The sequence below is a fragment of the Streptomyces anthophorae genome, from assembly GCF_049310305.1.
Lineage (GTDB): Bacteria > Actinomycetota > Actinomycetes > Streptomycetales > Streptomycetaceae > Streptomyces.
Genome location: NZ_JBLWQQ010000001.1, coordinates 3,061,051 through 3,076,731, shown reverse-complemented (window position 1 = coordinate 3,076,731; position 15,681 = coordinate 3,061,051). Strand labels below are relative to the sequence as shown.

Sequence of the window (15,681 nt, the reverse complement as noted above, 5' to 3'; positions counted from 1 at the left end):
GCCGACATCATGGTCCCGCTGTCAGACCCGTGTGCCATCCTCGGCGATGTGGAGACCAGGTCCGTCAGCCCGGTGTTCGTCGGTCGCGCCGACGAGCTGGGTGTACTCAGCAAGGCCCTTGAGCGGGCCGAGGCCGCCGAGCCGCAGGCGCTGCTGCTCGGCGGCGAGGCCGGTGTGGGCAAGACGCGCCTCGTCGAGGAGTTCGGCGCGGCCGCCCGCGAGCGGGGTGCCGTCGTCGTCACCGGCGGCTGCGTCGAGATCGGCGCCGACGGACTGCCGTTCGCGCCGTTCTCCACCGCCCTGCGCGCCCTGCGCCGCGCCCTGCCCGCGGAGGTGGACGCGGCGGTCGCGGGCCGGGAGGACGAACTGGCCCGCCTGCTGCCGGAATTGGGCGACCACGAAGGCCGCGGATTCGACGGGCGCGGCGATGAGAGCGCGACGGCCCGCCTCTTCGAACTCACCGCCCGGCTCCTGGAGCGCGTCGCCGCCGAGCACACCCTCGTCGTCGTCCTGGAGGACCTGCACTGGGCGGACGCCTCCACCCGCCACCTGCTCTCCTACCTGTTCCGTACGCTGCGCAGCGGCCGCCTCGCCGTCATCGCCAGCTACCGCGCGGACGACGTGCACCGCCGCCACCCCCTGCGCCCACTGCTCGCCGAACTCGACAGGCTGCGCACCGTCACCCGCATCGAACTCGGCCGCCTCAGCCGGGACGAGGTGGCCCGCCAGATCGCCGGAATCATGGCCGCGGAACCCGAACCCGCCGACGTGGACGACATCTTCCGACGCTCCGACGGCAACGCGTTCTTCGTCGAGGAGCTCGCCGTGTCCGCCGCCGAGGGCTGCGCCACGGGCCTGACCGACTCGCTGCGCGACGTCCTGCTCGTCCGCGTCGAATCCCTGCCCGAGTCCGCCCAGCGCGTCGCCCGGATCTGCGCGGAGGGCGGCTCCACGGTCGAGTACTCGCTCCTCGCGGCCGTCGCCGGGCTCGGCGAGGACGAGCTGATCGAGGCGCTGCGCGCGGCCGTCGGCGCGAACATCCTGCTCGCCTCGCCGGACGGGGACGGCTACCGGTTCCGCCACTCCCTGGTCCGCGAGGCCGTCAGCGACGACCTGCTGCCCGGCGAGCGCTCCCGCCTCAACCGCCGCTACGCCGAGGCCCTGGAGGCCGAGCCGACACTGGTGCCCGCCGACGCGCGCGTGACGCGCCTGGCCAGCTACTGGTACCACGCCCACGACGCGGCGAAGGCCCTGCCCGCCGTCCTCGACGCCTCCGTGGCGGCCCGCCGCCGGCACGCGTACTCCGAGCAACTGCGTCTCCTGGAGCGGGCGATGGAGCTGTGGGACGGCGCGCCGCGGGAGATCCGCGCCGCACTGCGGATGGGCGACTACGTCATCGCCTTCAGCGCCTGCGGCTGCGATCCCGCCGAGACCCCGCTCGACCACCTCGACCTGCTGTCCGAGGCCGCCGTGGCGGGGCGCCTGTGCGGGGAGCGGGAGCGCGCGCTGAAGATCGGCAAGCGGGCGCTGCGCATCCTGGAGGAGGCCGAGGGCACCGGGAAGGCCGACCCCCTGCGGGCCGCGTGGTTCCACATCCAGAACTCCAAGATCGTCTCTCATATCGGGCGCGGCGACGGGTGGGACGAGATCGCCACGGCCCAGGAGCTCGTCCGGGGCCTCCCGCCGTCCGCCGTGCACGCCGAGGTCCTGGCGAACGTGGCGGCCTGGGGCATGCTGCACAGCCCCGGCGCCGAGACCCTCGCCGCCGCCGAGCGGGCCGTCGAGTACGCGCGCATGGTCGAGGACGCGGAGGAGATCGAACTCCACGCCCGGCTCGTCCGCGGCGGACTCCTCGTCGACGCGGGCGCCGTCGAGGAGGGCTTCGCCGAGATGTACGCGGTCCGCGAGCGCTCCTTGGCGCTGGGCATGACCGCCCGCCTCATCAACGTCAACGTCAACCTGCCCTCCCACCTGGAGGGCGTCGGGCGGTCCGCCGAATCCGTGCGGATCTGCGAAGAGGCCGTCGTCCTGTGCCGCCGCTACGGCCTCTCCGACAACAAGGGCTGGGTCCGTTCCAATCTGGCCGAGTCCCTCGTCTCCCTCGGCCGCTGGGACGAGGCGGTCGAGGTGGCCGAGTGGGTGAGCCGGCGCTTCGGACTCAGCGACAAGCCGCGCGGCACCGCGTGCGCGCACCTCGCGATGATCGCGCTCGGCCGCGGCGCCCTCCAGGAAGCGTCCGACCACCTCGCCGCGGCCAACGGGTACTACGGCGCGCACGACCCGCAGCCCCAGTACACGCTGCCCCGCGCCCACCTCGCCCTCGCGCTCGCCGCCGCCCAGGGCCGCCTCCTGGACGCCCGCGCCGAGCTCGACCGGCTGGTGTCGGCGGGGCTGCCGCCCTCCATGCACCGCTACTCCTGGCCCCTCCTGCGCACCGCCGCCGCGGCCGAGGCGGACGCCCGCGGACTGCCCGCCGCCGACGCCGGTCGCGCCGAGGCGGTCGCCCGTATCCGGGACGCCGCCAAGCGGCAGGCCACCCCGGTCCCGGTCTGGCGGGCCCATGAGCAGTGGGTGCGCGCCGAGCTGCGGCGCGCGGAGGACCGCGACACCCCGGAGGACTGGTCCGCCGCGGTCACCGCCTTCGAGTCACTCGACCGCCCGTACGATCTGGCCCGCGTCCGGTTCCGCCTCGCGGAATCCCTGGTCGCGCGGGGCGCGGCGGGGGACCGGGACCGCGCCACCGAACTCCTCCGCCTCACCGGAGCCGTCGCCGAGCGGCTGGGCGCGCGCCCGCTCACCGAATCCGTCGCCCTGCTCGCCCAGCGCGCCCGGCTGACCCTGGCCCGCGAGGCGCCCCGACAGAGCGCTCCGGCCGACCCCGCGCAGGAGTTCGGCCTCACGAGCCGCGAGCGGGACGTGCTGCGCCTGGTCGCGGCGGGCCGCAGCAACCGCCAGATAGCCGAGGAGCTGTTCATCTCGCCGAAGACGGCCAGCGTGCACGTCTCCAACATCCTCGCGAAGCTGGGCGTCGCGGGCCGCGGCGAGGCGGCGGCCCTGGCCCACCGCCTGAGCCTCTTCCCGGCGGAGCGGGCTCCCGTACGCTGAGGGGGAGGGCCCGGTCGGACCCCGCCCCTGGGAGGCGCCGTGTTCAACATGTTCGAGGAGCTGTTCTCGCCCGGCCGCAAGCACACCAACGACGAGCGCAAGCGCCTTGAGCTGACCCGGGTCGACATGAACGACGGAGATCCGGGCCGCGGCCCGATAGACCTGACCTCGGGCAAGGTCGTGGTCCGCCCGTCGCGCCCCGCGGAAACGGCCGAGGACGCCAGGAACGCCAGGGACGCCAAGGACGCCGAGGACACAGCGGACGCCGCCGAGGGCGACGACGTCAGCTGACCTTCAGCTCCAGGATCCGGTCGTCCCCCTTCTCGGGCGTCCCGCGCGTGTCCGTCTCGCTCGTCACGAGCCACAGCTTGTCGCCGCCCGCCGCGACCACGGTGCGCAGCCGCCCGTACTTCCCCTCCAGGAACGCCTGCGGGTCGTGGGCCGCCTTCGCACCGTCCAACGGAATGCGCCACAGCCGCTCGCCCCGCAGCCCGGCCATCCAGATCGACCCCTTGGCGTACGCGATCCCGCTGGGCGAGGCCTCCGAGGTGTGCCACTGCGCGACCGGGTCGTGGTACTTCTCGTCGCCGCTCTTCCCCTCGGCGTCGGGCCAGCCGTAGTTGTCGCCCGCCACGATGTGGTTCAGCTCGTCCCAGGTGTCCTGCCCGAACTCCGAGGCCCACAGCCGCTTGTCGTCGTCCCAGGCCAGACCCTGCACATTGCGGTGCCCGTACGAGTACACGGGGGAGTCGCCGAAGGGATTGCCCGGCGCCGGCTCGCCCTCCGCGGTCAGCCGGAGGATCTTGCCGCCCGTCGACTTCTTGTCCTGCGCCAGCGGCTTGTCGTACGTCTCGCCGGTGCCCACGTACAGCAGCTTGTCCGGGCCGAACGCGATCCGCCCGCCGTTGTGATTCGTGCCCTTCGGAATGCCCCGGAAGACGGTGTCGGGAGCGCCGAGCTGCTCGCCCGACGGCTTCTTCTCGTCGTAGATCATCCGCACGATGCGGTTGTCCGACTCCGTCGTGAAGTACGCGTAGACCATGTGGTCGGAGGCGTACGAGGGGGAGAGCGCGAGTCCGAGGAGGCCGCCCTCGCCCTCGGGCGCGACCCCGGGCACCTCGCCGAGCACGGTCTTCTTCCCGGTCTTCGTGTCGACACGGGTGATCGTCCCCTCGTCGCGGGACGAGACGAGCAGGCCGCCGCCGGGCAGCTCGGCGAGCCCCCACGGCGACTTGAGGCCGTCCGTGACGGTTCGCTCGACGCTCACCGAGCCCTTCGCCGCCGGTACGTCCCCCTGGGGTGACGCGGAGCCGCCAGAACCGCTCGCGCTCGGCGCGGACGTCGAGTCCTTGCTCGGCGCGGGGGAGTCGTCACCGGAGGAGCACCCGGCCGTGAGCAGGAGCGCGGCACAGGCGGTGAGGGCCAACGCGGGCCGCACAGCTGGACGTTGCACGATCAGGATCCCTTCGACGTGAAGCTCGGTCGTTCACACACCGCTCTACCGTTGAAACACCCCACACGCGGCTCAGGTTCCCGAGCTGCCCGCCGCAAGGCTGTTCGCTCAGTCCCAGGAGCCCTGCGCCGCCGGGAGCCCCGCGATCTCCGTGAAGTCCTCCGCGGTGAGCCGCAGTTCGGCGGACGCCGCGTTCTCCAGCGCCCAGCGCTCCTGCTTGGTGCCCGGCACCGGAACCACGCCCTCACCCTGCGCCGCGGCCCAGGCGAGCGCCACCTGGGCCGGTGTCACGTGCTCGCCGTGCCGCGCGGCGACGCGGCGCAGGCCCGCCACGATCGGCTGGTTCGCCGCCATCATCTCGGCGGTGAAGCGGGGATGGCGGGCGCGCAGGTCGTCCGGCTCGAAGCCGCCTCCGGGGGTGAGCGTGCCGGTCAGGAACCCGCTGCCCAGCGGCATCGCGGCGAGGAACCCGACGCCGCGCGCCGCGCACCACGGCAGCAGCGCCCCCAGCGCCTCCGGGGACCACACCGACAGCTCCGCCATGACCGCGCTCACCGGGAACACCTGCTGCACGCGTTCGAGCAGGCGGATCGTTCCGGCATGCCGCGCGGCCCGGCCGCCGCGCCGCGAGCCCCGCGCGCCCACGGCGCAGAAGCCCAGCGAGCGCACCTTGCCCGCGCTCACCAGCTCCGCCATCGCACCCCACGTCTCCTCGACGGGAACCTCGGGGTCCTCGCGGTGCAGCTGGTACAGGTCGATGACATCGGTCTGAAGGCGCCGCAGCGACGCGTCACAGGCCCGCTTCACATAGCCGGGCCTGCCGTTGGCGACGATGTGCTGCTCCCCGACGAGCAGGCCCACCTTCGTCGACACGAAGGCGTCCGCCCGCCGCTCCTTGAGCGCGCGGCCGATCAGCAGCTCATTGGTGAAGGGCCCGTACATGTCCGCGGTGTCGACCAGGCTGGACCCCCGGTCCAGGGCCGTGTGCAGAGCGCGCAGGGATTCCTCGCCGCGCTGCATCGAGCCCGTGTACGCCCAGCTCATCGGCATGCACCCGATTCCGACGGCACCCACGTCGAGGCCCGCCGCACCGATCGCCTTGCGCTTCACCTGCCCGTGACCCTCCCTGGCCCCCTCCGGCCCCTCGTGCTGAGGACCCCAACCTAACCTCTGTACCTTCACGTGGCTGACATAGCCTCCTGGCCATGACTGGAGATGTGTGGCTGCCTTTCCGCGCCGATGAGATTCCGGGCCTCCCGCAGGGGCTCAACTACCGCTTCTGGAACGGCGAACCCGAGTTCCCCGCGGACCCCGCCGACTGCGCCTACTACGTCGTCCCCTACATGAAGCCGCCGGGCGTCGGCGTCCGCCCGATGCCCGAGATGACGTCCGTACGCGCCGTGCAGACGCTCTCCGCAGGGGTCGACCACGTACAGGGCGGCCTGAAGTACCTGCGCTCCGGCGTCCAGTTGTGCAATGCGCGCGGCGTGCACGACGCCAGCACCGCCGAGCTCGCGCTCACCCTGATCCTCGCTTCCCTGCGCGGCATCCCCGACTTCGTCCGCGGGCAGGAACGCGGCGAGTGGCGCGGCGGATTCCGGCCCGCGCTCGCCGACAAGCACGTCCTCATCGTGGGCTACGGAGCCATCGGCAGTGCCATCGAGGACCGGCTCACGCCGTTCGAGGTCGCGCGGGTGACACGCGTCGCGCGCTCCGCCCGTACAACGGAGCGCGGGCCCGTGCGCCCGCTCACCGAACTGCCGGAACTACTGCCCGAGGCCGATGTCGTCGTCCTGGTGACCCCGCTCACCGAGGACACCCGCGGCCTCGTGAACGCCGAGTTCCTCGCGCGCCTCAAGGACGGCGCGCTGCTCGTGAACGTCGGCCGGGGCCCGGTCGTCGAGACCAAGGCCCTTCTCGCGGAGCTGGAAACCGGCCGTATCTCCGCGGCCCTCGACGTCACCGACCCCGAACCGCTGCCCCAGGAGCACCCGTTGTGGCAGGCTCCAGGGGTGCTCATCTCGCCGCACGTGGGCGGTCCCACGTCCGCCTTCCTGCCGCGTGCCAAGCGTCTCCTCGCCGCTCAGCTCACCCGGTTCGCGGCGGGGGAGCCGTTGGAGAACGTCGTGCTCACCATCGATGGGCAGGGCGACTGACACCCGGTCACCCGCGTCCCCGCACACCCCGCGGGCCTCGCGGACCACACCGGTCCCTCGGGCAACTCCCGTAAGGTCGCATGCCGTTCGCCGGGCACGCTGTGCGCCCGTCCGGATGCACCCCGTGCCCACTCCGCGCCCGCATCGTGCCTGGTCGTCACGGAGAGTAGAGGAACTATGTCCCTGAGTGACGAGACTGGTGTATCGTCCCGACTGGGGCAGCGCCGTGCCAGCACACGGCGCCGGGGAAGAGTGACGGACTGCGAGGGGGGCGACGGGCGATGCACGGCCTATGGGCGAACGATCCGACGCGACGGGGCCGCCGGCGGCTGTCCTGTGCGGTGACCCTGACAGTGACGCGCGGCCGAAGTCCGGGCTGTCGCAGGACCCCTGTGCATCGGAGCGGCCCGCGCGGGGGCCGCAGAAGGCATCAGCAGCCGGGTCAGGCCAAGGCGGACCCGGGAGTCGCCCGGCGGACCGGGGCGGCCCGGTGAGTACGTCCCCCACGCCGACGACAGCCCTGGGCGCCTCGATGTACTCCGGCGGCCAGGCCCCCGCCCGCGCACCGCAGCGGGGCGCCTCGGGAGCCCAGTTGCTCCTCGCCCTGCTGTGCGCCGGCTTCGCGGTGGGGTCCGCGCTCGGCTGGGGATCCGACCGACTCGCCCTGATCATGGGCGACTTCGGCCTGAGTCTCGCGGCGGCCGTCGCCGCCGTGTCGAACTTCGTGTATGCACGCAGCAGCCGCAGCCGTTTTCGACCCGCCTGGCTCCTGTTCGCGTTCTCCTCGCTCATGGCCAGCCTCGGCAACGGGGTGTGGGGCTGGTACGAGGTCGTCCTGCGCGAGCCGGTGCCCACGCCGAGCCTCGCCGACCTGTTCTTCCTCTGCTTCGCGCCGCCGGCCATCATCGGGCTGCTCGTCCTCGCCCGGCGGCCCGTTACCAAGGCCGGCTGGATCTGCCTCGCGCTCGACGCCTGGCTCATCGCCGGCTCCCTGATCACCCTCTCCTGGAGCCTCGCCCTCGCGCACACCGCCGAGTTCGAGGGCCAGAGCGTCACCCGCACCGCGCTCTCGCTGGCGTATCCGCTGCTCGACATCGCCCTGGTCAGCATGGTGCTCGCGCTGCACTTCCGGCGCACCCCAGGCAACCGCACGGCGGTGAACACCGCGATCGGCGCGCTCGCCCTCACCGTGATGTGCGACGCGCTGTTCACCTCCCCGCTGCTGCACGCCAGTTACCGCTCGGGCGAGATCCTGGACGCCGGCTGGTTCGCGGGCTCGCTGCTGCTTGCGTACGCGCCGTGGGTGGGGGCGCGCCGCGGGGTGCGCGAGGAGGAGCGCTCGCCCGGTTCCGGCGGCCGCTACCAGGTCAGCTACACACGGCCGATCTCCGGCTCGCTCGCCGCGCTCACCCCGTATCTGGCCGCCGCCGTCTGCACGTTGGGCATCCTCTACAACGTGCTGAACGGGCACAGGGTGGACCGTGTGGTGCTCTTCACGGCCTGCACCGTCGTCCTGGCGCTCGTCATGCGCCAGGGCATCATGCTGCTCGACAACATCACGCTCACCCAGGAACTGGCGCAGAAGGAGAACCACTTCCGCTCCCTGGTCCAGGGTTCGAGCGACGTCATCATGATCGCCGCGCCGAACGGGACGCTGAGATACGTCAGCCCGGCCGCCGCGGGCGTCTACGGGCGGGAGGCGGAGGACCTCGTCGGCTCCGAGCTCTCGTCGATCATCCACCCCGAGGACCTCGGGCGTGTGATGCACGAGGTGCGCAGATTCCTCGCCGCGAGCCAGGTCGAGGAGCCCACTACGCGCATCGAGTGCCGCTTCCGGTCCGGCACGGGCACCTGGCTGAACGTGGAGTCGACGATCAACCGCCACCACGGCGGCCTGATCCTCAACAGCAGAGACGTGACCGAAAGGGTCCGCCTCCAGGCCCAGTTGCAGCACAACGCGGAGCACGACCCGCTCACCGACCTGCCCAACAGGTCGCTGTTCACCAAGCGGGTCGGACAGGCCCTCGCCGGCCGGCGGGCCGGTGACCTGGGCACCGCCGTGCTCTTCATCGACCTGGACGGCTTCAAGCAGGTCAACGACACGATCGGCCACCAGGCGGGCGACGAGCTGCTCGTGCAGGCGGCGAGAAGGCTGGCCGAATCCGTCCGCGCCTCGGACACCGCGGCCCGCTTCGGTGGTGACGAGTTCGCCGCGCTGATCGTCGGCGACGGGGGGCGCGACCACACCGCGAGAGAGCAGCAGATCTACGAGCTGGCCGACCGGCTCAGAATCACCCTGTCCCAGCCCTACACGATCGAGGGGCACGACGGGGTGCGGGTCGCCGCCTCCATCGGCGTCGCCTTCGCCGAGCCGGACATCACGGCGGGCGAGCTGCTGCGCAACGCCGACCTGGCGATGTACCGCGCGAAGGCGGCGGGCAAGGGCCGCGTCGAGCTGTACGCGCCGCAGATGCAGGCCGACGTCGTACGCAAGGCGGAGCTGGCGACGCGGCTGCGATCGGCACTGCACGAGGGCGAGTTCGCCCTGCTCCACCAGCCGATCGTGTCGCTCGACGACGGCCGGATCACGGCGGTCGCCGCGCAGGCCCGATGGCGCAGCGCGCAGGGCATCCTGTTCACGCCCGCCGAGTTCCTGCGGGTGGCCGACGACAGCGAGCGCACCGCCGAGCTCGGCCGCTGGATGCTGGAGGAGGCCGTCGAGCAGGCCGCCGAGCGGGGACACAGCGGGCATGCGACGCCGGTCGCCGTGCGGATCAGCGCCCGCAGGCTCCTCGACCGCTCCATGCCGCTCGCCTCCATAGAAGCGCTCCTCACCCGGCACGGACTGCCCTCGGGTGCGCTCATGATCGAGCTGGCGGACAGCGACCCCAGAGTCCCGCTGGACGAGCTGGAGCGGCGTCTGACGGCGCTGCGCCGCCTCGGCGTCCGGATCGCCCTGGACGGCTTCGGCAGCGGCTATGCGGCCATCACAGCGCTGCGCCGTCTCCCCGTCGACGTACTGAAGCTGGACCGCTCGCTGATCGAGGGCGTCGTCGAGTCCGCCCGGCTGCACAAGATCACCAGTGGGCTGCTGCGGATCGCGGGCGACCTCGGCCTCGGCTCCGTGGCGGACGGCGTGGACCTGCCCGAGCAGGTCGCGGCGCTGCGCTCGATGGGGTGCACGCACGGGCAGGGCATGGCGTTCTCCGGGCCGCTCGACGAGTACCGGCTGCGCCGCGCGCTCACCTCGGGGGAGTACCCCGTCCCCGCGGGGCCCGCCGAGCCGGTGTTCGCGGGCATCACCGCGCTGCGCTCACATAATGAGACGTCCGTCCCACCCACTTGACACGCCCTACGCGCCGGGGGGAGGGTCAGTGCCATGCGCACCCGAATTCTCGTACTTGGAAAGCGCGTCGGCTGAAGCTGGGACCACCGGTAGAGACACCGGAAACCCGGCGACCGCACCCGGCGCGCTCCCCTCGCTTGCCTCACGGCACGAGGGGTTTTTTGTTGCACCGGTGCCGCTTCAGACCCGCCGCCACCCACCCGACAAAGACGTAAGACCCTGCACAACCCTCGCAAAACACCCTCAGCATCGAGAAGAGAATGCCGATGACCGAGCAGGCCACCGGGGCCAGCCAGCCGCAGCCGCGGCCCCGTTCCGGAGGACAGCAGTCCGCCCCCGTCGAGCACGTCACGGGTGCGAAGTCCCTCATTCGCTCGCTTGAGGAGGTCGGGGTCGACACCGTATTCGGTATCCCCGGCGGCACGATCCTTCCCGCGTACGACCCGATGATGGACTCGAGCCGGGTGCGCCACGTGCTCGTCCGTCACGAGCAGGGTGCGGGCCACGCGGCCACCGGTTACGCGCAGGCCACCGGCAAGGTCGGCGTCTGCATGGCGACTTCGGGTCCGGGTGCGACGAACCTGGTGACCCCGATCGCCGACGCGATGATGGACTCGGTGCCGCTCGTCGCGATCACCGGCCAGGTCGTCTCCAAGGCGATCGGCACGGACGCCTTCCAGGAGGCGGACATCGTCGGCATCACCATGCCGATCACCAAGCACAGCTTCCTGGTCACCAAGGCCGAGGAGATCCCGCAGGCGATCGCGCAGGCGTTCCACATCGCCTCCACCGGCCGCCCCGGTCCCGTCCTCGTGGACATCCCGAAGGACATCCTCCAGGCGCAGACCACCTTCTCGTGGCCGCCGCAGCAGGACCTGCCCGGATACCGCCCGGTGACCAAGCCGCACGCCAAGCAGATCCGCGAGGCCGCGAAGCTGATCACGAATGCGAAGCGGCCCGTCCTCTACGTCGGTGGCGGCGTCCTCAAGGCGCAGGCCACCGCCGAGCTCAAGATGCTCGCCGAGCTCACCGGAGCGCCCGTCACCACCACCCTGATGGCGCTCGGCGCATTCCCCGACAGCCACCCGCTGCACGTGGGAATGCCGGGCATGCACGGTGCGGTCACCGCCGTCACCGCGTTGCAGAAGGCCGACCTGATCGTCGCCCTCGGAGCCCGCTTCGACGACCGCGTCACCGGCAACCTGGACAGCTTCGCGCCGTTCGCCAAGATCGTGCACGCGGACATCGACCCGGCGGAGATCGGCAAGAACCGCGCCGCCGACGTGCCGATCGTCGGGGACGCCCGCGAGGTCATCGCCGACCTGATCCAGGCGGTCCAGAAGGAGCACTCGGACGGCCACGCGGGCGACTACAGCGCCTGGTGGAACGACCTCAGCCGCTGGCGCGACACGTACCCGCTGGGCTACGACCAGCCCTCGGACGGATCGCTCTCCCCGCAGCAGGTCATCGAGCGCATCGGTCAGCTCGCCCCCGCGGACACGATCTTCGCGGCGGGCGTCGGCCAGCACCAGATGTGGGCCGCGCACTACATCCAGTACGAGAAGCCGGCCACCTGGCTGAACTCGGGCGGCGCCGGGACCATGGGCTACTCGGTGCCCGCCGCGATGGGCGCCAAGGCCGGCGCGCCGGGCCAGACGGTCTGGGCGATCGACGGCGACGGCTGCTTCCAGATGACCAATCAGGAGCTGACCACCTGCGCCCTGAACAACATCCCGATCAAGGTCGCCATCATCAACAACGGCGCCCTCGGGATGGTCCGCCAGTGGCAGACGCTGTTCTACAACCAGCGCTACTCGAACACCGTGCTGCACGCGGGCCCGGACGGCGAGACCCCGCCCAACAAGGGCACGCGCGTCCCGGACTTCGTGAAGCTGAGCGAGGCCATGGGCTGCTACGCCATCCGCTGTGAGCGCCCCGAGGACCTCGACAAGTGCATCGAGGAGGCGAACTCGATCAACGACCGCCCGGTCGTGGTCGACTTCATCGTCCACGAGGACGCCATGGTGTGGCCGATGGTCGCCGCCGGCACCTCCAACGACGAGATCATGGCCGCTCGGGACGTCCGCCCCGACTTCGGCGACAGCGAAGACGACTGAGAGCCGCAGGAGAAGGAACCAAGACCATGTCCAAGCACACGCTCTCCGTCCTCGTCGAGAACAAGCCCGGTGTCCTGGCCCGGATCACCGCGCTCTTCTCGCGCCGCGGCTTCAACATCGACTCGCTCGCCGTCGGTGTCACCGAGCACCCCGACATCTCGCGCATCACCATCGTCGTGAATGTCGAATCGCTCCCGCTCGAACAGGTCACGAAGCAGCTCAACAAGCTGGTCAACGTCCTGAAGATCGTCGAGCTTGAGCCCGACTCGGCCGTGGCCCGCGAGCTGGTGCTCGCCAAGGTCCGCGCCGACAACGAGACGCGCTCGCAGATCGTCGAGATCGTCCAGCTGTTCCGCGCCAAGACGGTGGACGTCTCCCCGGAGGCCGTCACCATCGAGGCCACCGGCTCCAGCGACAAGCTGGAGGCGATGCTCAAGATGCTGGAACCCTTCGGCATCAAGGAGCTCGTCCAGTCCGGCACCATCGCGGTCGGCCGCGGCTCGCGCTCCATCACCGACCGGAGCCTGCGGGCGCTCGACCGCTCCGCGTAGCTCGCATCGCGAGACCCCCAAACCTCATTTCCGCACCCGCCGTACGGTGGGACGCAACACCAGCACACCAAGGAGAACCCCAGTGGCCGAGCTGTTCTACGACGACGATGCCGACCTGTCCATCATCCAGAACCGCAAGGTCGCGGTGATCGGCTACGGCTCCCAGGGCCACGCCCACGCGCTCTCGCTGCGCGACTCGGGTGTCGACGTGCGCGTCGGTCTGCACGAGGGCTCCAAGTCCAAGGCCAAGGCCGAGGAGCAGGGCCTGCGCGTCGTCACCCCGTCCGAGGCGGCGGCCGAGGCGGACGTCATCATGATCCTGGTCCCGGACCCGATCCAGGCCAAGGTCTACGAGGAGACCATCGCCCCGAACCTGAAGGACGGCGACGCCCTCTTCTTCGGTCACGGCCTGAACATCCGCTACGGCTTCATCAAGCCCCCGGCCGGCGTCGACGTCTGCATGGTCGCCCCGAAGGGCCCGGGCCACCTCGTGCGCCGCCAGTACGAGGAGGGTCGCGGCGTTCCGTGCATCGCGGCCGTCGAGCAGGACGCCACGGGCAAGGGCTTCGAGCTGGCCCTCTCCTACGCGAAGGGCATCGGCGGCACCCGCGCCGGCGTCATCAAGACGACCTTCACCGAGGAGACCGAGACCGACCTGTTCGGTGAGCAGGCCGTTCTCTGCGGTGGCACGGCCGCGCTGGTCAAGGCCGGCTTCGAGACGCTGACCGAGGCCGGCTACCAGCCGGAGATCGCGTACTTCGAGTGCCTGCACGAGCTGAAGCTCATCGTCGACCTCATGTACGAGGGCGGCCTGGAGAAGATGCGCTGGTCGGTCTCCGAGACCGCCGAGTGGGGCGACTACGTCACCGGCCCGCGGATCATCACGGACGCCACCAAGGCCGAGATGAAGAAGGTCCTCGCCGAGATCCAGGACGGCACGTTCGCCAACAACTGGATGGACGAGTACCACGGCGGCCTGAAGAAGTACAACGAGTACAAGAAGCAGGACGAGGACAGCCTGCTCGCCACCACGGGCGCCGAGCTGCGCAAGCTCATGAGCTGGGTGAACGAGGAGGCCTAGGCCTCCACGAACGGGGTCGCGGCACACGCCGCGACCCCGTTCTTCATCACTCGTCCACGCTGTTGTCCACCGTGTCCAGCCTCGGACGAGTGATCCTTCCGGGGAGGCGCAAGACGGCCTCCCCAGCGCCACTACACTGCTGACTACATTCGCGTTGGGCCCACAGCGTCGTGCGTCTTCGCGGCAAGCACCCTCCACCGCCTGCGGCCGTCGGGACGGCCGTCCGCACTGGACCTGTGAGGACTCACGTGAGCACTGCTGCCAACGGCAAACCCGTCGTACTCATCGCCGAAGAGCTGTCGCCTGCGACGGTCGACGCCCTGGGCCCGGACTTCGAGATCCGCCAGTGCAACGGCGCGGACCGGGCGGCGCTGCTGCCCGCCATCGCCGACGTCGACGCGATCCTGATCCGCTCGGCCACCAAGGTCGACGCCGAGGCCATCGCCGCCGCGAAGAAGCTGAAGGTCGTCGCGCGAGCCGGCGTCGGCCTCGACAACGTCGACGTGTCCGCCGCCACCAAGGCGGGCGTGATGGTCGTCAACGCGCCGACCTCGAACATCGTGACCGCCGCCGAGCTGGCCTGCGGTCTGCTCATCGCCACCGCGCGCAACATCCCGCAGGGCTCGCAGGCCCTCAAGGCCGGCGAGTGGAAGCGCAGCAAGTACACGGGCGTCGAGCTCGCCGAGAAGACCCTCGGCGTCGTCGGCCTCGGCCGCATCGGCGCGCTCGTCGCGCAGCGGATGTCCGCCTTCGGCATGAAGGTCGTCGCGTACGACCCGTACGTGCAGCCCGCCCGCGCCGCGCAGATGGGCGTGAAGGTCCTCTCCCTCGACGAGCTGCTCGAGGTCTCGGACTTCATCACCGTCCACCTCCCGAAGACGCCGGAGACCCTCGGTCTCATCGGCGACGAGGCGCTGCACAAGGTCAAGCCGAACGTGCGCATCGTCAACGCCGCGCGCGGCGGGATCGTCGACGAGGAGGCGCTGTACTCGGCGATCAAGGAGGGCCGCGTCGCGGGCGCGGGCCTCGACGTGTACGCGAAGGAGCCCTGCACGGACTCCCCGCTCTTCCAGTTCGACCAGGTCGTCTGCACCCCGCACCTCGGCGCCTCCACGGACGAGGCGCAGGAGAAGGCCGGCGTCGCCGTCGCCAAGTCGGTGCGCCTCGCGCTCTCCGGTGAGCTCGTGCCGGACGCGGTCAACGTCCAGGGCGGCGTCATCGCCGAGGACGTCAAGCCGGGTCTGCCGCTCGCCGAGCGCCTCGGCCGGATCTTCACCGCGCTCGCGGGCGAGGTCGCGGTCCGCCTCGACGTCGAGGTCTACGGCGAGATCACCCAGCACGACGTGAAGGTGCTCGAACTCTCCGCGCTCAAGGGCGTGTTCGAGGACGTCGTCGACGAGACGGTCTCCTACGTCAACGCCCCGCTGTTCGCGCAGGAGCGCGGCGTCGAGGTCCGCCTCACGACGTCCTCCGAGTCGCACGAGCACCGCAACGTCGTCACGGTGCGCGGCACCCTCGGCGACGGCCAGGAGGTCTCGGTCTCCGGCACGCTGGCGGGCCCGAAGCACCTCCAGAAGATCGTCGCCGTCGGCGAGTACGACGTGGACCTCGCGCTCGCCGACCACATGGTCGTCCTGCGCTACGAGGACCGTCCCGGCGTCGTCGGCACCGTGGGCCGCGTCCTCGGCGAGGCGGGCATCAACATCGGCGGCATGCAGGTCTCGCGTGCCGACGTCGGCGGCGAGGCCCTCGCGGTCCTCACCGTGGACGACACCGTCCCGCAGAACGTTCTGAACGAGCTGGCCGCCGAGATCGGCGCCACGTCGGCGCGGTCCGTCAACCTCGTCTGAGGTCCGACGGCTTTCCCGAGTA

At 71.3% G+C, this 15,681-nt stretch carries 10 protein-coding genes; 8 read left to right on the top strand and 2 right to left on the bottom strand.

Features of this window, described 5'->3' with window-relative positions; genetic code table 11:
• Positions 1 to 9 precede the first annotated feature (9 nt).
• Complete coding sequence (locus ACNYS0_RS13655; protein ID WP_422482621.1) at positions 10 to 3,105, top strand: helix-turn-helix transcriptional regulator; 3,096 nt, start codon at positions 10 to 12, stop codon at positions 3,103 to 3,105.
• A 48-nt stretch (positions 3,106 to 3,153) separates the two neighbouring features.
• Complete coding sequence (locus tag ACNYS0_RS13650; protein WP_422482619.1) at positions 3,154 to 3,396, top strand: DUF6191 domain-containing protein; 243 nt, start codon at positions 3,154 to 3,156, stop codon at positions 3,394 to 3,396.
• Here the strand turns inward: ACNYS0_RS13650 and ACNYS0_RS13645 are convergent.
• Positions 3,389 to 4,564, bottom strand: coding sequence for a PQQ-dependent sugar dehydrogenase (locus ACNYS0_RS13645; RefSeq protein WP_422482617.1), 1,176 nt, complete (start codon positions 4,562 to 4,564; stop codon positions 3,389 to 3,391). The genes ACNYS0_RS13650 and ACNYS0_RS13645 overlap by 8 nt on opposite strands.
• Before the next feature lie 102 nt (positions 4,565 to 4,666).
• Positions 4,667 to 5,668 carry an aldo/keto reductase gene (locus ACNYS0_RS13640; protein ID WP_422473577.1) on the bottom strand — a complete coding sequence of 334 codons (1,002 nt, stop codon included), beginning with the start codon at positions 5,666 to 5,668 and terminating at the stop codon, positions 4,667 to 4,669.
• Positions 5,669 to 5,763: 95 nt separating this feature from the next.
• On the opposite strand from ACNYS0_RS13640, the gene ACNYS0_RS13635 reads away from it, so the two are divergent.
• The 6 genes from ACNYS0_RS13635 to serA all read left to right on the top strand — a co-directional run bounded on the left by ACNYS0_RS13635 (position 5,764) and on the right by serA (position 15,659).
• Complete coding sequence (locus tag ACNYS0_RS13635) at positions 5,764 to 6,714, top strand: 2-hydroxyacid dehydrogenase (RefSeq protein ID WP_422473576.1); 951 nt, start codon at positions 5,764 to 5,766, stop codon at positions 6,712 to 6,714.
• Between the two features lie 532 nt (positions 6,715 to 7,246).
• Positions 7,247 to 10,060: a putative bifunctional diguanylate cyclase/phosphodiesterase gene (locus ACNYS0_RS13630; RefSeq protein ID WP_422482615.1), complete on the top strand. Its 2,814-nt coding sequence runs from the start codon at positions 7,247 to 7,249 to the stop codon at positions 10,058 to 10,060.
• A 266-nt stretch (positions 10,061 to 10,326) separates the two neighbouring features.
• The gene (locus ACNYS0_RS13625; protein WP_422473574.1) at positions 10,327 to 12,177 is read left to right on the top strand and encodes an acetolactate synthase large subunit; all 1,851 of its coding nucleotides are present in this window, start codon (positions 10,327 to 10,329) and stop codon (positions 12,175 to 12,177) included.
• 26 nt (positions 12,178 to 12,203) lie between these two features.
• Positions 12,204 to 12,728, top strand: a complete 525-nt coding sequence (ilvN, locus tag ACNYS0_RS13620; RefSeq protein ID WP_385767107.1) for an acetolactate synthase small subunit — start codon at positions 12,204 to 12,206, stop codon at positions 12,726 to 12,728.
• Positions 12,729 to 12,810: 82 nt separating this feature from the next.
• Positions 12,811 to 13,809 (top strand): ketol-acid reductoisomerase, encoded by a 999-nt coding sequence (gene ilvC / locus ACNYS0_RS13615; RefSeq protein ID WP_422410074.1) that lies wholly within the window; start codon positions 12,811 to 12,813, stop codon positions 13,807 to 13,809.
• A 248-nt stretch (positions 13,810 to 14,057) separates the two neighbouring features.
• Positions 14,058 to 15,659, top strand: coding sequence for a phosphoglycerate dehydrogenase (gene serA / locus ACNYS0_RS13610; protein WP_422473572.1), 1,602 nt, complete (start codon positions 14,058 to 14,060; stop codon positions 15,657 to 15,659).
• The last annotated feature ends 22 nt before the right edge of the window (positions 15,660 to 15,681 follow it).